At 26.8% G+C, this 17,944-nt stretch carries 17 protein-coding genes, 1 tRNA gene and 1 other annotated feature; of the genes, 15 read left to right on the forward strand and 3 right to left on the reverse strand.

All coding sequences use genetic code 11. The annotated features are described in order from the left end of the window. Positions 1–102 precede the first annotated feature (102 nt). From thiW to ACQPVP_RS03700, 6 genes are all read left to right on the forward strand, one after another. Positions 103–645 (forward strand): energy coupling factor transporter S component ThiW, encoded by a 543-nt coding sequence (gene thiW, locus ACQPVP_RS03675; protein WP_430847349.1) that lies wholly within the window; start codon positions 103–105, stop codon positions 643–645. Between the two features lie 4 nt (positions 646–649). Further along, positions 650–1,450, forward strand: coding sequence for a hydroxyethylthiazole kinase (thiM, locus tag ACQPVP_RS03680; protein WP_430847749.1), 801 nt, complete (start codon positions 650–652; stop codon positions 1,448–1,450). A 1-nt stretch (position 1,451) separates the two neighbouring features. Further along, complete coding sequence (gene thiE / locus ACQPVP_RS03685; RefSeq protein ID WP_430847351.1) at positions 1,452–2,078, forward strand: thiamine phosphate synthase; 627 nt, start codon at positions 1,452–1,454, stop codon at positions 2,076–2,078. Positions 2,079–2,396: 318 nt separating this feature from the next. Then, on the forward strand, positions 2,397–3,179 hold the full coding sequence (locus tag ACQPVP_RS03690) for a potassium channel family protein (protein ID WP_430847353.1): 783 nt from the start codon (positions 2,397–2,399) through the stop codon (positions 3,177–3,179). Positions 3,180–3,196: 17 nt separating this feature from the next. Next, positions 3,197–4,327, forward strand: coding sequence for a glycosyl hydrolase family 8 (locus ACQPVP_RS03695; RefSeq protein WP_430847355.1), 1,131 nt, complete (start codon positions 3,197–3,199; stop codon positions 4,325–4,327). Between the two features lie 101 nt (positions 4,328–4,428). Further along, positions 4,429–6,582, forward strand: a complete 2,154-nt coding sequence (locus ACQPVP_RS03700; protein WP_430847357.1) for a YhgE/Pip family protein — start codon at positions 4,429–4,431, stop codon at positions 6,580–6,582. A 110-nt stretch (positions 6,583–6,692) separates the two neighbouring features. On the opposite strand, the gene ACQPVP_RS03705 is transcribed toward ACQPVP_RS03700, so the two are convergent. Then, positions 6,693–7,211 (reverse strand): hypothetical protein, encoded by a 519-nt coding sequence (locus ACQPVP_RS03705; protein WP_430847359.1) that lies wholly within the window; start codon positions 7,209–7,211, stop codon positions 6,693–6,695. A 116-nt stretch (positions 7,212–7,327) separates the two neighbouring features. Here ACQPVP_RS03705 and ACQPVP_RS03710 point away from each other — a divergent pair. The 7 genes from ACQPVP_RS03710 to leuA all read left to right on the forward strand — a co-directional run bounded on the left by ACQPVP_RS03710 (position 7,328) and on the right by leuA (position 13,892). After that, positions 7,328–7,413 (forward strand) — tRNA-Leu (locus tag ACQPVP_RS03710). Between the two features lie 231 nt (positions 7,414–7,644). Then, positions 7,645–8,532 carry a helix-turn-helix transcriptional regulator gene (locus ACQPVP_RS03715; protein WP_430847361.1) on the forward strand — a complete coding sequence of 296 codons (888 nt, stop codon included), beginning with the start codon at positions 7,645–7,647 and terminating at the stop codon, positions 8,530–8,532. 68 nt (positions 8,533–8,600) lie between these two features. Then, on the forward strand, positions 8,601–9,251 hold the full coding sequence (locus ACQPVP_RS03720; RefSeq protein ID WP_430847363.1) for a GyrI-like domain-containing protein: 651 nt from the start codon (positions 8,601–8,603) through the stop codon (positions 9,249–9,251). A gap of 1 nt (position 9,252) precedes the next feature. Beyond that, positions 9,253–10,143 (forward strand): radical SAM protein, encoded by an 891-nt coding sequence (locus ACQPVP_RS03725; RefSeq protein ID WP_430847365.1) that lies wholly within the window; start codon positions 9,253–9,255, stop codon positions 10,141–10,143. A gap of 128 nt (positions 10,144–10,271) precedes the next feature. Continuing rightward, a complete protein-coding gene (gene ppaX, locus ACQPVP_RS03730; RefSeq protein ID WP_430847367.1) occupies positions 10,272–10,904 on the forward strand; it encodes a pyrophosphatase PpaX in 633 nt (210 codons plus the stop codon). Between the two features lie 19 nt (positions 10,905–10,923). Continuing rightward, a complete protein-coding gene (locus ACQPVP_RS03735; protein WP_430847369.1) occupies positions 10,924–11,883 on the forward strand; it encodes a D-2-hydroxyacid dehydrogenase in 960 nt (319 codons plus the stop codon). A gap of 73 nt (positions 11,884–11,956) precedes the next feature. Then, positions 11,957–12,156: a binding site (T-box leader), on the forward strand. A gap of 68 nt (positions 12,157–12,224) precedes the next feature. Beyond that, positions 12,225–13,892, forward strand: coding sequence for a 2-isopropylmalate synthase (gene leuA / locus ACQPVP_RS03740; protein ID WP_430847371.1), 1,668 nt, complete (start codon positions 12,225–12,227; stop codon positions 13,890–13,892). Between the two features lie 100 nt (positions 13,893–13,992). Here leuA and aspD read toward each other — a convergent pair whose 3' ends face one another. After that, entirely contained in the window at positions 13,993–15,651 is a 1,659-nt protein-coding gene (gene aspD / locus ACQPVP_RS03745) for an aspartate 4-decarboxylase (RefSeq protein WP_430847373.1), read from the reverse strand. A gap of 352 nt (positions 15,652–16,003) precedes the next feature. Between aspD and ACQPVP_RS03750 the strand changes: the two genes are divergently transcribed. Continuing rightward, positions 16,004–16,966: a glycoside hydrolase family 73 protein gene (locus ACQPVP_RS03750; protein WP_430847375.1), complete on the forward strand. Its 963-nt coding sequence runs from the start codon at positions 16,004–16,006 to the stop codon at positions 16,964–16,966. A gap of 161 nt (positions 16,967–17,127) precedes the next feature. On the opposite strand, the gene ACQPVP_RS03755 is transcribed toward ACQPVP_RS03750, so the two are convergent. After that, a complete protein-coding gene (locus ACQPVP_RS03755) occupies positions 17,128–17,397 on the reverse strand; it encodes an acylphosphatase (protein WP_430847377.1) in 270 nt (89 codons plus the stop codon). 141 nt (positions 17,398–17,538) lie between these two features. Here ACQPVP_RS03755 and ndk point away from each other — a divergent pair, with 141 nt between their 5' ends. After that, complete coding sequence (gene ndk, locus ACQPVP_RS03760; protein WP_430847379.1) at positions 17,539–17,940, forward strand: nucleoside-diphosphate kinase; 402 nt, start codon at positions 17,539–17,541, stop codon at positions 17,938–17,940. Positions 17,941–17,944: the final 4 nt, after the last annotated feature.

The raw sequence follows: 17,944 nt of genomic DNA on the forward strand, positions 1-17,944 counted from the left end.
ATTTATATTCTTTTAGCAATATTTATTTTAAGAAAGGACAAGCTCTATATTTTAGTGGTTTTTAATTAAATTTTTAAAATAAATGTTAAAGGAAGATGAAAAATGACAAATCAAAACAAAGTATTAAGAACAGTATTTTTATCCATTATGGTAGCAATAGGGGTAGTTATATCTCCCATACTACGTATTGAAGGAATGTGTCCTACAGCTCATTTAATAAATATTGTATGTGCTGTATTTATGGGGCCAGGCTATTCGCTTTTATGTGCAACACTTATAGGAATTATTAGAATGATGTTTATGGGAATACCACCACTTGCTTTAACAGGAGCAGTTTTTGGAGCCTTTTTATCAGGTGTCTTATATAAGCTATCACATGGAAAGATTATATTTGCAGTATTAGGTGAAATTTTTGGAACAGGAGTTATAGGAGCAATAGTTTCATATCCAGTAATGACTTTTTTAGTTGGAAAAGGTGGATTAACAGTCTTTTATTATGTTCCAATGTTTATTACTGCCACTATTATGGGTGGATGTGTAGCTTATATTTTCTTAATTTCCCTAAAGAAAACAGGAATGCTTACTAAAATTCAAGATAGATTAGGATGTGAAGTATATGAAGGAAAAAGAAATTTTTCTAAATAACATAATAGAAATAAAAAATAAAGTAATGATAAATAATCCACTAATACATTGCATAACTAATCATATAACAATTAATGATTGCGCAAATGTTGTACTTTCAGCTTATGGTAAGCCTATTATGGCAGAACATTACAAAGAAGTTTCAGATATTACAGCTTCATCTAATGCCTTAGCTATTAATATTGGAAATATAACTGATGGCAGGATGAAATCAATAATGATATCTGGTAAAACAGCTTATGAAAAGAAAATACCATCAATTATAGATATTGTAGGAGTTAGTTGTAGTGATTTAAGGTTAAACTTTGCTATAGATTTTATAGATAAATGTAAACCAAGAGTAATTAAAGGTAATATGTCAGAAATAAAAGCTATATTTGGACTTGATACAAAATCAAAAGGTATTGATGTAAATGAAGAAGATATTACTACTTATGATACTCTTAAGAATAATATTTATATAGTAAAAGAGCTTGCTTTAAAAACAAACTCTACTGTAGTTGCAACAGGATCTATAGATATAATAAGTGATGGAAATAAGACATATACAATTGAAAATGGATGTGAAGAGCTTTCAAGAATAACAGGAACAGGTTGTATGTTAAATGTTTTAATTGCTACATATATAAGTAGTAAAGATATTATTAATAGTGCTATTTTAGGAACTGTAATAATGGGGATTTGTGGAGAATTATCTAGGGATGCTAAAGGTACAGCATCATTTAAAATAGAATTATTAGATAATATATCAACTATTAAAGATGAAGATATTTTAGAAAGAATAAAGATAAGGGTGGTGGAATAAAATGAAATTTGATTGTAGTTTATATTTAGTAACTGATAGTACAGGTCTAGAGGAAAAGGAATTTTTAAATAAAATAGAGGAAGCCTGCAAAGCTGGTGTTACTCTAGTACAGTTAAGAGAAAAAGATAAGTCAGGAAGAGAATATCTTAGCTTAGCTTTTAAGGTTAAAGAAATAACTGATAAATATAATATTCCATTGATTATTGATGATAGAATAGATATTGCAATGGTAGTAGATGCAGCAGGAGTGCATCTTGGCCAAAGTGATATAAACATAAAATATGCAAGAAAGATTTTAGGGAAGGATAAGATAATAGGAGCTACTACAAAGACTGTTAATCAAGCAAAGGCGGCAGTTGAAGAAGGGGCTGATTATCTAGGCGTTGGTGCAATTTATCCAACAACAACAAAAGTTAAAACTGTAATAACAGATATTAAAACCTTAAATGAAATATGCCATACAGTAGATATACCAGTTGTAGCTATTGGAGGATTAAATGAAGAAAACTGTAATATCCTAAATGGAAGTAAAATAAGTGGGATAGCTGTAGTATCAGCAATTATGAAGGCCAAGGATATTAAAAAAGCAGTAGAAAATTTAATAAGTTGGATTAGCTCAGAAAAATAAAGAGTTATTATAAAATTAAAGTTGGATGTCTTAAAATTATTAAAAATATTTTGTGATATTCAACTTTAATTTTATTTTTTATTTGAATAGAAGATAATTTATTAATTAGCTAAATATTAGTTTCGATTTATAGTTTTTCTATATAATTTATTTGATTTATATAGAAAATATAGATAAAAGGCTATACATATAGGGAAAATAAGACATATAAAATCTCTTGATAAAGTAAAAGGATTTTGTAATAAAGATTTTTTGTTATCATTTTTATTAAAATTACTTTATAAAATATAAGTAGATAACTAATTGAGAGGTATTTATATGAAGGTTAAAATTTTATATGAATTATTTATGGGTTTACTATCTTTGATGGCTGCAATTATGATAATTTTAGATTTAATGTATGAACTTCCATTAATGGTAGTAGAAAGCTTTTATTTTATTAATTTAATTGTTTGTATAATTTTTTTTATAGATTATTTAATTAATTTTTTTATATCAAGAAATAAGCTTCATTTTATAATGGATAATGCTGTAGATCTTCTTTCTACTTTTCCTTTAATAGTAATTGGAAGAATAATATTTGATTTGAATTTAGGAAGTTTTATAGATATTTATGTAGAATTTAAAATTTCTAAGGTAATAATTTTAGTTATTTTAATAATGAAATTTAAAGATAAAATTAGAGAATCAGTTAAGTTAAATAAATTCAATTACTTGTTAATCGTAACAACTATTATAATAGTATTAGGATCAGTTATAATTGCTTTATTAGAAAATATGTCATTTGGAGATGCAATTTGGTGGAGTTTTGTTACCTTTACTACTGTTGGATATGGTGATATATTATTAACAACTAAGCTGGGTAGAATAGTTGCAATACTATTAATGATTTTCGGAATAGGATTTATAGGGGTTACAACTAGTACAATAGCTGCGTATATAATAAATAATGATATAAGAAAAAGAAAAAAGAGAAATTTTAAGGATGAAACAATAGAATTTATTAAATACCGAATAGATGATTTAGAAAATGTTTCAGATGAAGAACTTGAAAATATATATAAGACTTTAAGGGTTTTAAAAGAAAATAAGAAAAAGTAAGAGGGGTAGTAAACATAATGAAGAAAAAGTTTAAAGCTTTAATAATTATTTTAGTTTTAATATTAATAGGTTTATACATAAGTTACATATACCTGTACAAATATGTAAAGAAAGTTGAAATACCTTCAGTAATATCTAATGAAGAGGTTTTAAAGGAAGAAGAGTTATTAGAAAATTTTATTAATGAAGATTTAATGAATGAAAGTGGTGGAATATACACTAATTATAGCAATAATAAAAGTGAAGGAGATTTAACAAAAGGGCATGACATCTTATCTGAATCTCAGGGAATGATATTAAATTATTATTTATACAAGAATAATGAAGACGCCTATAAAAATGTGTTTAATTATATTAAAAATAATATGATATTAAAGGATGGATTAATTAGTTGGAGAATAGAAAATAATATCCCTTCAGAGGTATCAGCTGCAATTGATGATTTAAGAATATCAAGATCATTAATAATAGCAGGAGATGAATTTAATGATTTGAAATATAGATACTATGGTTTAAAAATTGCAAATAGTATAAAGAAAAAATTAGTTACAGATAATAGATTAATAGATTTTAATGATGGGTACGGAAAAAGTAATGTTACTACATTATGCTACTTAGACTTATATGGAATGAATTTATTATCTTTATTTGATGATAGTTGGAATGATATTTATATTAAGTCTTTAGAAATAATAGATAATGGATTTATTAGTAATGACATACCTTTATATAAGAAATTTTATGATGGAAGTACTTTAAGTTATGATAGTGGAGAAAATGTGGATACATTATTATCAGTTTTAGTTATTTTAAATAAAGCTGAAGTAAATGAGGATGTAAGTTTGAGTGTTAATTGGTTAAAAAATAGGTTAAAAGAGTATGGATATATTTCAACTACCTATAATATTAATACATTAGAAGAAAGTAAAGTAGAATCAACCTCTATTTATGCTAATTTAGTTCAAATAGCAAAGGTAATTAATGATAAGGATCTTTATGAAATGGCAATGATAAAAATGAAGAATTTTCAAGTCCTAAATGAAGATAGTAAAATTTATGGGTCCTTTGGATTTGAGGGATCTAATGAAGTTTATTCTTATGATAATTTAAATGCATTATTAGCACTTAGAAGAAAATTTAATAATTAGAGCCTCTATTGTAAGGCTATTTTAAAATCTTTTAATAATTTTATTATTTTTAGTAAAAAATAAAGTTATTACTAAAGATAAGCCTTAGATGGAGGATAGGAATGAAAAATATATTTAAAATATTTATAAGGGATTTAAAAAGTATAGTAAAGAATTGGGTAGCCTTAATAATTATAGTTGGACTTATGATATTACCATCTTTATATGCATGGTTTAATATAAGAGCAAGTTGGGATCCTTATGGAAATACAGGAGGAATAAAGGTTGCTATTGTTAATAAGGATAGGGGTGGTAATCTACAAGATAAGTTTATAAGTGTAGGTGATGAGCTTGTAAATAAGCTTAAAGATAATACTAATTTAGGGTGGGAGTTTGTTTCAGAGGAGGAAGGTAATACAGGAGTTGAGAGAGGTATATACTATGCAACTATAATAATTCCTGAAGATTTCACAGAGGAAACATTATCTATAATGAATAGACCTATTAAAAGACCAATATTAATATATAAGGTGAATGAAAAAAGTAATGCTATTGCACCTAAAATAACAGATAAGGGTATTACAACAATAAAATCTCAAGTTGATACTAACATAATAGAAACTGTAGATGGATTAATATTTAAGGTATTAAATGAGATGGGTGTAAGTATTGAGGGATCAAAGGATAAAATATTGAAACTAATGAATGGAATTATTGAGTTAAATAATAAAGTTCCTGAAATAGAGAATATAATAAATGAAATATATAAAGGAAGCTCTAAGGCGGAGGATTTAATTTCTAAGGCTAAGGAGAATTTACCACTATTACAGGATACATTAACTTCTAGTGATAACTTATTAGTTGATACTAAAAATTCATTAGAAAAATCAAAAGAAGCATTAGGAGAGGTAGCGCCAGTTATCAAATCAGATTTGGAACTAATAAATACAGAGCTTAGTAATTTAGAGGAGCTTATTAATGCTGTCATTAATATAAATATAGATAAAAATTCCATTATAAATGGACTTGATAATATTAGTGTTAAAGTTGCTAATATAAATGATAAAATTAATGGAATAATAAAGGCTCTAGAACCTTTATCTAAGTTTAATGATAATTTAAAAGAAATAGTAAATGAATTAAATTTAGCAAGTTCTAAATTAAATTCAGCTATAGATGTTATAAATCAAGTAAATGATGCTATTAATAATTCAAAGCCTATAGATAAGAGTAAACTTAAAGAAATAAAGGAATTAATAGCAGCTAATAGAGAAATTATTTTAAGTATTTTAAATAATTATGATTCTAAATATATTCCAGCAATAAATAATGCTATAAACAAATTGACTGAGATATCGGATAATAGTATTAAGCTTTTAGATGAAGCAAAAACGGCAATTCCAGATATAGATAGCTTGTTAGATACCTTAGATAATGCATTAAAGCTTGGAAAAGACGATATAGAAAAATTAAATAATGAAATGCCAAATATTAAAGCTAGTTTAGGTGAACTTTCTTCCAAATTATCTTCAATAAATAAAGAAGAGGATATAGATAAGTTATTATCTTTATTAAAAAATGATTGGGAAGCTGTTAGTAAATTTTTAGGTAGTCCTGTTGAAATTAAAGAGCAAGTTTTATTTCCTATTCCTAATTATGGATCAGCAATGTCTCCATTTTATTCAACACTGGCTTTATGGGTAGGAGCATTAATTTTAGTTTCTTTATTAACTACAGATCCTCATGGATTTAAAGAAAAAATAGATTTCAAATCTTACGAAAAATATTTTGGAAAGCTTTTAACCTTTGGATTTATAGGAATATGTCAGTGTATAATACTAACATTAGGAGATATATACTTATTGAAATGTTATATTTTGAATAAGTGGTTATTTGTAGGAATAAGCCTTTTAAGTAGTATAATATTCATTATAATAGTATATACCTTAGTTTCTATATTTGGTAATGTGGGTAAAGCTATTTCTGTAATATTATTGGTTATACAAGTTGCTGGAGCAGGTGGCACATTTCCAGTAGAGGTAATGCCAAGTTTCTTTAAAAAAGTAAATCCGTTATTACCATTTACATATGCAATTTCTGCAATGAGAGAATCAGTAGCAGGTGTTGTTAAAGCAAATTTAACTAGAGATATAACAATGCTTTTAAGTTATGGAATAATATTCATATTAATAGGACTATTCTTAAAAGGACCTATTAATAAAATTAGTAAGAAATTTATAGAAAAGTTAAATGAAAGTGGACTTATAGGACACTAGTATAAGAATGAATAATGCATAATGAATAATTTAGGAAGGAATTCAGCTTTAGCTGAATTCCTTAAATTAAATAATTGATTTAAATTTTTTAACACTACTTTTAGTAGTTTTTATCCTAAAATATTTTCTATAACTGAGTTTATTTCTTGGATTTCTTTATCTGTATAAGTCATAAGTTTATAATCATAAGAGTAATTATCAAGAGCTCTTTCTGTTTTATGGTTATTTTGATCATTAGTTAAATTACTTTTATAGTCTACTCTAGTTATATGGATTGAGATCGTTCTTCCGATATCTTTTAAACATTCTATTTCTTTTGGAAATCTTGCATCTGGGATAATCGCGATATCAAAATCCTCTTTTACTAAGTTTAATATTTTAAGTAATTCATTAATTAAGAACATTTCATCTTGTTCTCGCATTTTATCTCCTAATTTTTGAAGTATATCTCTACCAATTTCATCTTTAAGACCATTCCAATTATATACTTGAGTTGCTACCATTTTTAAATAATCAGCATAATGAATTATGAATACTCTTTTACCTTTACTTTCAAGTAGGCATTTCAATTTGTTTGCAAGAGTATCTTTACCGTGTCCTGCACCACCAGAAATTGATACACATTTCATTAATAGCGCCTCCCTTTTCTTTTGAATTTACTAACATTCCTAAAAGATTATAACACAATATAGTATTAATATATTGAAAAATATAATATAATAAATTAAAATTATAATATAAAGATGCAGATGTGGCGGAATGGCAGACGCATCATCTTGAGGGGGTGACGGGGGGATCCTCGTGCGGGTTCAAGTCCCGCCATCTGCACCAAATTTCTATAAATATTTTAATTGATGAGTAAATTACTTAAAGAATTAAAAATATTGAATATGAACTTAATAGTTAACAATGAGAAAGGTCAGAGTATATATTATTCTGGCTTTTATTATTAATATATTTTAAAAGTGAGCATAGTTTTAAGGATTTTTATGAAAGTTTTCTTGACATTTCAGTTCCGCTTGAAACATATCACTTCTATTAAAATTAATGATAGGTGATTAAATGAAAAGGTTATTTGAAATTATATATATTTTACTAGAAAAAGAAAATGTGACAGCAAAAGAGTTAGCAGATCATTTTGAAGTGTCCCAAAGAACAATTTATAGAGATATAGATAGCCTTTCTGAAGCTGGAATTCCAATTTATATGGCTAAAGGAAAGGGCGGAGGAATAAGACTATTACCAGACTTTATATTAAATAAGGCTATTTTATCAAAAGAAGAGAAAAAAGAGGCATTAGCAGCTATTCAGGGATTTACTGCTGTTAATGAAAGTTGTTTTGAGGATAAATTATCTAAGTTAAGTGCATTTTTAGGTGGAAATAGTGAAACTTGGATTGAAATAGATTTTTCAAATTGGAGTAAAGATAATACTATGGGGGAAAAATTTGAAATAATAAAAAGTGCAGTGATAAATAAAAAAATAATAGTAATTACGTATTATAACTCTAATGGGAATCTTTTAGATAGAACTGTGGAACCATTAAAGCTAATATTTAAAGGACAAAGCTGGTATCTATATGCTTACTGTAAAGAGAAAGAAGATTTTAGATTTTTTAAGTTAACTAGGATAAGAAATATTAAAATTCTTATAGATGGCTTTACTAGAACTGCACCTAATAAGGTTTTAATAGATAATACATATGAAAATAATGATATAGTAAACATAAAGTTAAAGATAAATAAAAATATGGCTTTTAGGGTTTATGATGAATTTAAGGATTATACTTTAGATGAAGAAGGGAACTATATAATAAAAACAGATTTCTTATTAGGAGAATGGTTATATGGATATATAATGTCATTTGGAGATAGTATGGAAGTATTAGAACCTAATAAGATAAGGGAAGAAATAAAGGAAAGGCTAATAAAAACTTTAAATAATTATTAATATGACAGATAGATGTCATATTAATATATTTATAATTTAATTATAAATAATAAGTTAGGGGAGTTAGCATGGAAAAAATAGATTATAAAAAGAAGTATAAGGAGTTATATTTACCTAAAACAGAACCAGTAGAGATATTGGTTCCTGAAATGAAGTTTATAATGGTGGATGGTAAAGGTAATCCTAATGATGAAGATGGAGAATATCCAAAAGCTATTGAGTTATTATATGCTTTATCTTATACAATAAAAATGAACAAGGAAATAAAAAAAGAAATAGAGGGTTATTTTGATTATGTTGTTCCACCGCTTGAAGGATTATGGTGGTTACAAGATGATGACATGGATTTTAGTAAGAAAGATAAATATATTTGGACGTCTATGATACGTCAACCGGAATTTATAACTAAAGAAATCTTTGAATTTTCCTGTAACGAGGTTAAAAAGAAAAAGCCTAACTTAGATGTAAGTAAGGCAAGATTTGAAGCATTTAATGAAGGGTTATGTGTTCAGTGTATGCATATTGGTTCTTTTGATGAAGAATACAAAACTACCGAAAAGATTGATAAATTTATTAAAGAAAATAACTTAATGAATGATATCTGTGGAGTTAATGAAGAAGGTAAAATAAGAAGGCACCATGAAATATATTTATCAGATCCAAGAAGAGTTAATATAGAAAAAATGAAGACTGTTATAAGACATCCTATAAGGAGGTAATATGGATTATATTACTGCTAAAAGTATTGTTTCTAATTATAGAGAAGATGATAATTGGTTTGGTAATAATTACAATATGAATATTTACAAAGGTTGTTGTCATGGTTGTATTTATTGTGATAGCAGAAGTGAATGTTATGGAATAGAAAAATTTGATGAGGTTAGGGCGAAAGAAAATTCATTAGAAATAATAAATAAGGAGTTAAAATCAAAGAGAAGAACTGGGGTAATTAGCACTGGATCTATGAGTGATCCATATAATCCTTTTGAAAAGAAATATAATTTAACAGGAAGAGCTTTGGAAATTGTTAATAATTATGGATTTGGAATAGATATAGCTACTAAAAGTGATTTGATTGTTAGGGATATAGAAGTATTACAGAAGATAAAGGAGCATTCTCCAGTATTGTGCAAGATCACAATTACAACGATAGATGATGAATTGTGTAAAAAGATTGAGCCTAATGTTTGCGTTACTTCTAAAAGATTTGAGGCTATAAGAAGGTTATCGGATGCAGGTATTTATACTGGAGTTTTATTAATGCCTATTTTACCATTTATAAATGATACTGAAGAAAATATTTTATCTGTTGTGAGAAAAGCAAAGAAATGTGGAGCTAAGTTTATTTATCCACTTTTCGGATTAACATTAAGAAACAAACAAAGAGATTACTTTTTCAAAAGTCTAGATAATAATTTTTATGGAGTTAAAGAAAGATATTTAAAAACTTATGGTAATGAGTACTTATGTTTAAGTCATAATGCAAATTATTTATATAAAGTCCTTAGTAATGAATGTAAGAAGCTTGGATTACTTTATAATATGAAGGATATAATAGAAGACTATAAAAAAGGATATTATAATGAGCAAATAAGTTTATTTGATATGTAAAGGATGGTTAGAGGACTATCCTTTTTTGATTTTGTAATAATAATATGTAAATTTTGCATAATTATAATTTAATATGTTATTATAAAGTAAAGACGTTATAATTGATCATAAGATAATCAGGAGGAAATATGATAAAAGCAGTATTATTTGATTTAGATGGAACATTATTAGATACAAATGAATTAATATATAATTCTTTTGATAAGACTTTTAAAGATAAATTAGAAATGGAATTAAAAAGAGAAGAAATATTAGACTTTTTTGGCAGACCATTAGGAGAGCCTTTTAAGAAATATGCTAAAAGAGATAATGTTGATGATTTAGTTGCATATTATAGAGAATATAATGAAGCTATACATGACAGGATGTGTTTTGCTTTTGATGGGGTTAAGGAGCTTTTAGATGGACTAAAGGAAAGAAACATAAAGATAGGAATAGTTACTTCAAAAAGAGCTGAACTTGCAATTAGAGGGATGAAGGTAGCAGGAATATATGATTATATGGATATAATTATAACTCCAGAATCTACAGAATTACATAAGCCTAATCCAGATCCATGTTTAAAAGCTTGTAGTGATTTAGGAATAGAACCTAGCGAAGCTATGATGGTAGGAGATAGTATTTATGATATATATTGTGGTAAATCAGCGGGGTGTAAGACTTGTGGAGTAAATTATACTTTTATAGGATTAGATACTTTAAAAGCTTCAGAGCCAGATTATTTAATTGATAGGCCTGAAGATATATTAAATTTAGTATAGTAGTAAAGAAGGGTGCAATATGAAAAAGATAGTAATTTTAGATGGACAAACTCTAGGAGAATTAGACTTTAATGCCTTAAAAGAATTTGGAGATGTAGTTTATTATGATACTACAAAAGCAGAAGAGGTTGCTTACAGAATAAAGGATGCTAACATAATATTAACTAATAAGGTAGTTTTAAATGAAGATAACTTAAAGGAGGCTAAAAATTTAGAGCTTATATGTGAAACTGCTACAGGTTTTAATAATATAGATATAGTTTATGCAAAAAATAATAATATTGCAGTAACTAATGTTGCTGGATATTCAACTAATACAGTTGCTCAACATACATTTGCAACAGTTTTATCTTTATATGATAAGATTTCCTATTATGACAGATTTGTAAAAACAGGAGAATATGCAAATAGTGGACTATTTACAAATGTAAGTGTACCTTTTTATGAACTTGAAGGTAAGACTTGGGGAATCATAGGCTTAGGTGCTATAGGAAGAAAAGTTGCAAAAATTGCAGAGGCTTTTGGAGTAAATGTTATTTACTATTCTACTTCAGGAAAGAACTCAAATAGTGATTATAAGAGAGTTGATTTTGATGAATTATTAAAAAGTTCTGATATAATTTCTGTACATGCTCCATTAAATAAGAATACACAAGGATTAATAAACTATGATGCTTTAAGTAAGATGAAAAATACAGCTATATTAGTTAATATGGGAAGAGGACCTATAGTAGTAGAAAAAGATTTGGCAAGAGCAATAGATGAAGAGCTTATAGCTGGAGCTGCTTTAGATGTATTTGAATTAGAGCCAATAAAGTCAGATAATCCTTTAGTTTTAGCTAAAAATAATGATAGATTAGTATTAACACCTCATATAGCTTGGGCTAGTGTTGAAGCAAGAAATAGACTATTTAAAGAGGTAGTCAATAATATTAAAGCTTTTTATAATGGAGAAATTAGAGGAAGAGTAGAATTATAATATTGTATAAAAATATACTAGAAATATTTGACAAAATATAGAATATATAGTATATTACTAATTAACTCAATAAAGAAAAGCTTGGAATGAGAGTAGTAGAAGGTATGATATATTAGAGAGAGTAGGGGTATGGTGAAAGCCCGCATATAATCGCTTTTGAACTCGCTCATGAGCTACAAGACTGAATGGGGAAAGTAGGTCTTGTCGGTATAGAAGATACCGTTAAAACAATTAAGTATAAGCTTGGATGGTACCGCGTAAATCGCTCCAAATATAGGGAGGGTTTATGCGGTTTTTTACTGTTAGGAAAGTATTTTATTAAATAGCAAGGGGGCATTTAAATGAATTATAAGAAGTATAAGAAATTTCAAACTATCAAATTAGAAGAAAGAACCTGGCCAAATAAGGAAATAGAAAAGGCACCTATATGGTGTAGTGTAGATTTGAGAGATGGTAATCAAGCATTGATTAATCCAATGACTGTAGATGAAAAAATAAATATGTTTAATCTTTTAGTGGAAATAGGGTTTAAGGAAATAGAAGTAGGTTTTCCTTCAGCTTCACAAATAGAATTTGATTTTTTAAGAAGATTAGTTGATGATAATTTAATTCCAGATGGTGTTAAGATACAAGTATTAACTCAAGCAAGACCACATTTGATAAAAAGAACATTTGAGGCTTTAGAAGGTGTGAAAGAAGCTATTCTTCATATATATAATTCAACATCAATATTACAAAGAGATGTAGTATTTAATATGAGCAAAGAAGAAATTAAAGATATTGCAGTAGAAGGAACTAAATTAGTTAAGGAGTATACTAAAAGCTTTAATGGAAAAGTATATTTAGAATATTCACCAGAAAGTTTTACAGGTACAGAGGTTGATTATGCTTTAGAGGTGTGTGAAGCTGTTTTAGATGCTTGGGGTGCAAGTAAAGATAAAAAAGTTATTATTAATCTTCCATCTACAGTGGAAATGGATACACCAAATGTATTTGCAGATCAAATTGAATGGATGAGTAGTAATTTTACTAACAGGGAAAGAGTTATTTTAAGTGTCCATCCTCATAATGATAGAGGAACTGGAGTTGCAGCAGCTGAGCTTTCAATGCTAGCAGGTGCAGATAGAGTAGAAGGAACTTTATTTGGAAATGGAGAAAGAACAGGAAATGTTGATATTATTAATTTAGGTTGTAATATTTTTTCTCATGGAGTAGATCCAAATCTTAAGTTAGATAATATTAATAAAGTAATAGATGTATATGAAAAATGTTGTAAGATACCAGTTCATATAAGACATCCTTATGCAGGGGAATTAGTATTTACAGCTTTCTCAGGTTCACACCAGGATGCAATTAATAAGGGAATGAAGAAATATATGGAAAGAAATAATCAGTATTGGGAAGTGCCATATTTACCAATAGATCCTAGTGATTTAGGAAGAGAGTATGAAGCTTTAGTAAGAATAAATAGCCAATCTGGAAAAGGTGGAGTTGCATTTGTATTAGAAAGTCATTATGGTTATAAGATGCCTAAGACAATGCATAAAGAATTTGGAATTATAATTCAAGAAATAACAGAAATGGTTGGAGAAATTTCACCAAAGATTATTATGGACAAGTTTAGTGATGAGTATTTAGAAATTAATCATCCATTTAAGCTAATTAAATTTAAAGTAGAAGATAATGATAGTTTAGAAAATAATGGTGACAATACAATTATTAATGTAACATTTTCTTATAATGGAATAGAGCAAAACATTGTTGCACAGGGAAATGGACCAATAAACTCATTAAAGAATGCATTAGTTAAAAGTAAATTAGTAGAAACAACAATTTTAGATTATGCAGAACACTCTTTAGGTATAGGGTCTGAAGCTAAGGCAGCTGCATATGTTGAAATGAAGAGACTTGATAATTTAGAATCTACCTTTGGAGTAGGTGTAGATAATAATATTACAATAGCATCTGTTAAGGCTGTTTTTAGTGCAATAAATAGACTATATAGATAATTAAGAATTCTGAAGACTTAAGCTTTGAAGTGCTTCTATTAATTTTGCGATGACTTGGAGCTTGCAATGGAATAAGCAAAATTATATAGAAGCACTTTTTTTATTGTGCTTTTTTTGTTAAGTTTTCTTTAGCAAAATTACTTTCTTCCCATTCCTTAAGTAGGTCATTTAAAACTTTTCTTAGAACTTTACCAATAATATAGTAGCAATTATCATTTAAATTTGCTAAGGATATTCTAAATGACCATTCTGAAGAAGCAAAACCATCTCCATTTAAAAGTACGACTGAGTAATTTTCAGCAAGACTATATAATATATCTAAAGGAGTATAGTTTTTAGATATATAGCTTGAAAAGTCTTCACTATATTTATTTTTAGCCCACTCTAGTATATTAATTTCAGTGTAATAAGAAGCATCTAGAGGGTTTTCATCAACTTCTAATCCTAAACCTTCAAATAAATTTGACTTACGTTTTTTACATATTTCAATAGTTAGGTTTTTATAATTATTATTAATATCTACTAGTGCAGATCCACAGAATAATGACATCTGTACTTGTTGTGGAGTAGATAGGCCAGCTGTATGATTTAAAGCAACTTGTCTACTATCGGCTACTAATCTATCTATAAAAGGTATTTCTTCAGGATCTAATTTCATATGTTTATATCTATCATTTAAAACATCTTTATCTTCTTTTGGAAGATTACTAATTAATTCATTAAATATATTATTTTTATTCAATAATATAGTTCCTAATCTCCATCCTGTAACGCCAAAATATTTAGATAATGAGTACACTCCTACAGTATTATATGGTAAGTATGAAATTACTGATTTAAAATTATTTATAAATGTACAATAGACATCATCAGTTATTATCATTAGATTAGGGTTATAGTTATTAACAACATCCATTAAGTTATCAATACATTTCTCACTTAGTGCAATTGAAGCTGGATTATTTGGATTAACTATAAATAGGGCTTTTATATCTTTATTTTTAAGCTTGCTTAGTTCATCTAAAGGATATTGATAAGTAGGGTTATTATTTTCATCAACCTCGTTTGCATGAATTCTTATAACATTAAAATTATAATTAGGTAAATGAGGTATCTCTAAATAAGGTGTAAAAATTGGAGTCATTAAAGCTATTGTATCACCTTTATTCAATAATTTATTTGCAACTAAAGATTCAAAAATATAACACATTGCAGCTGTGCCACCTTCTACAGCAAAAACATCATAGTCATTATTATATTTTTCTTGTCCACATAATTCTTTTAATAAATATTTATTAACAATTTTTTCAATATGTAAAAGCATTCTATCAGGGAATGGATAGTTATCTCCTATAATTCCATCTGATAATTCAAATAGGAAATCATCTTCATTAAAATCAAATTCATTAATGCAAAAATCTATTATTTCCTTTAATAGCTTAATGCCAGGTAAATTTATATTTTCATTATAGTAATTTATAAATCTATTATAAATACCATCTTTTTTTATGGTTCCTGATAAATTTTCAAAGCACAATGTTCTTTCACATTCTAGAACTGCAAATTGTCCTAATGTAAAAAAAGCTTGTCTAGGTGTAGAAGATGTCCAATTTGGATTTCCCCTACCGGCATCTAATACAGTTCCGTTAAATTGTTCTTTATTAAGATTAGCTAAGCTTATAAGCTTGTCTTTAAATTCGAAAGGACTTATTCTACCATAAAGTTTTTTTAAGTAGTCCTTATTTAATGTTTCGTACATTATGGATCTCCTTCTCAATTTTGTTAATTATCTATTAATAGTATATATCTATGAAATAAAAAATCAAGGATTTCTTGCAAAATATAATAGAAAATGAAATAAATTCTTCAAAAAATAATGAATTTTAAATTTATAGTAGTCAAATACATTAAATATTATTAATCTAATAATAATGAGTTTAGGAAAATTAGTTATAGGAGAAACAGAGGAGTATTTGAAGATTTAAGAGAAGGTGAAGAAGAAATTACAGAAATTTAAGATATTTCTTAATTATTACTTAAATTTTTATAATAAGATTTATAAATGAGTAATATTAGTATAATATATTATTAAGTAAATGGGAGGTGAAGCTTTGCAATATAAGGGAACTTATAAAGGAATAAATGATTTTGGTAAATCAGATATAAATAATAAATATAGAAAGTTAGTTTTATCATTAATATTTATAATAACTTTAATTACAACTGTAATAATAGCTACCTCTAAACTTATTAATAATTCTAATAATAATATTATTTTATCCAAGGAAGAAGTTCAAAATTATATAGATGTAGTTGATGAATTAAGTAAAGTTGGATATCAGTTGAATTGGCAAGAAGTTGCAGCACTCAATTATGTTATTAATAATGAAAGCTTTGAAATTAATAATGATAATATAAATAGAATTGGGAATGCATTATTAAATAAAGATAGTGAAGGAAATGTATTGGGTATTAATAGCTTTAAATCTGCAATTAATAATTTAGGATTAAATAGTGATCAAGAAGAACTAGCTATAGAAAACTTGAAAGCTTTAAGGAAAAATTATATTAATGAAAGCTTATCTAATGATAATAACAAGATAGAATTTATAGAAAGTGTAGCAGAAGTTGCATATGAGAACTATAAGACTTATGGTATCTTACCATCTATTACTATTTCTCAAGCTGTTTTGGAATCAGGGTGGGGAGAATCAACATTATCCTCTGAATATAATAATCTTTTTGGAATAAAGGCTGATAGCAGATGGAGTGGTGAAAGTATTAATCTTGAGACAAAAGAAAATTATGATGATGTAATAGTCGGTGCATTTAGATCATATGATAGTTTTAAAGCTTCAATTAAGGATCATGGTAAGTTCTTATCAGAAAATGAAAGATATGCAAATAACGGGCTTTTTGAAGGAAAAACATATAAGGAACAAGCTCAAGCTTTAGAAAATGCAGGATATAGTACTGCCAAGGATGAAGAGGGTAATTTAATATATGCAGATAAATTAATAAGAGTTATTCAAGAAAATAACTTAATGTTTTATGATACAATAGCAGAAAGATAATAAAGAACATTATATATTTATGACTTGCAATTACGGCAAAATAAAAAATAACAAATATGAATAATGATAGATTTTTAAATTTGTTTTATAGAAGTAAATATGTTATAGCAATTTGAATATTGCAATGGGGGGGCTAACATAACATATTTACTTCTTTTTTGCTAAATAATTTTAAATTTAGTTTCATTAGGTAGTATATTAATTACTTTTTTTGATAGGGAAGTAACTCTAATGAAATAATTTCCTTTATTTATAATACTTATAAATTTAAAAAGAATTTTTTCATCTCCTTGTATCTCCATTTCAACCATGCCGTTATCCATATTACGAATCCATCCAGTTAAATTAAGGTTTGAAGCATTCATTTGGCAATAGTATCTAAATCCAACTCCTTGAACTCTACCATCAACAACAATATAGTATCTAGTCATAATATCACCCCATAAATAAATTAATATAAGAAATTATATCATAAATAGATGAAATATATTAATATTTTGAATTTTCGGTTAATAAAATGTTTAAATAGATGGTATAATTTAGATGAGAATTATTTTGTGGGAGGAAGTATTATGGAAAAATCATTAGTATTGATAAAACCAGATGCAGTTAGAAAAGGTTTAATTGGCAAGATAATAAGTAAGTATGAAGAAAATGGCTTGAAAATAATAGATTTAAAAATGGAAAGGATTTCTAGGGATTTTGCTAGTAAGCACTATGAAGAGCATATAGGGAAGACTTTTTATGAAGCGTTAATAAGATTTATTACTAGTGGATCATTATGCGCATTAATATTAGAAGGTGATAATGCTATTGAGAGAATTAGAAATATAAATGGAAGTACTAATCCAGAAGTAGCAAAAGAGGGTACAATTAGAAGAATGTATGCAGATAATAAAACTGAAAATTGTGTTCATGCATCTGATAGTAAAAACAGTGCAAAGAGAGAAATAGATTTATGGTTTGGAAACTAAAATA

It is taken from the genome of Clostridium nigeriense, assembly GCF_050585265.1.
Lineage (GTDB): Bacteria > Bacillota > Clostridia > Clostridiales > Clostridiaceae > Clostridium > Clostridium nigeriense_B.

Coding starts and splice junctions, on each gene's coding strand:
- thiW (WP_430847349.1), top strand. CDS start 103: ATGACAAATCAAAACAAAGTATTAAGAACAGTATTTTTATCCATTATG.
- thiE (WP_430847351.1), top strand. CDS start 1,452: ATGAAATTTGATTGTAGTTTATATTTAGTAACTGATAGTACAGGTCTA.
- ACQPVP_RS03690 (WP_430847353.1), top strand. CDS start 2,397: ATGAAGGTTAAAATTTTATATGAATTATTTATGGGTTTACTATCTTTG.
- ACQPVP_RS03695 (WP_430847355.1), top strand. CDS start 3,197: ATGAAGAAAAAGTTTAAAGCTTTAATAATTATTTTAGTTTTAATATTA.
- ACQPVP_RS03700 (WP_430847357.1), top strand. CDS start 4,429: ATGAAAAATATATTTAAAATATTTATAAGGGATTTAAAAAGTATAGTA.
- ACQPVP_RS03705 (WP_430847359.1), bottom strand. CDS start 7,211: ATGAAATGTGTATCAATTTCTGGTGGTGCAGGACACGGTAAAGATACT.
- ACQPVP_RS03715 (WP_430847361.1), top strand. CDS start 7,645: ATGAAAAGGTTATTTGAAATTATATATATTTTACTAGAAAAAGAAAAT.
- ACQPVP_RS03720 (WP_430847363.1), top strand. CDS start 8,601: ATGGAAAAAATAGATTATAAAAAGAAGTATAAGGAGTTATATTTACCT.
- ACQPVP_RS03725 (WP_430847365.1), top strand. CDS start 9,253: ATGGATTATATTACTGCTAAAAGTATTGTTTCTAATTATAGAGAAGAT.
- ppaX (WP_430847367.1), top strand. CDS start 10,272: ATGATAAAAGCAGTATTATTTGATTTAGATGGAACATTATTAGATACA.
- ACQPVP_RS03735 (WP_430847369.1), top strand. CDS start 10,924: ATGAAAAAGATAGTAATTTTAGATGGACAAACTCTAGGAGAATTAGAC.
- leuA (WP_430847371.1), top strand. CDS start 12,225: ATGAATTATAAGAAGTATAAGAAATTTCAAACTATCAAATTAGAAGAA.
- aspD (WP_430847373.1), bottom strand. CDS start 15,651: ATGTACGAAACATTAAATAAGGACTACTTAAAAAAACTTTATGGTAGA.
- ACQPVP_RS03755 (WP_430847377.1), bottom strand. CDS start 17,397: ATGACTAGATACTATATTGTTGTTGATGGTAGAGTTCAAGGAGTTGGA.
- ndk (WP_430847379.1), top strand. CDS start 17,539: ATGGAAAAATCATTAGTATTGATAAAACCAGATGCAGTTAGAAAAGGT.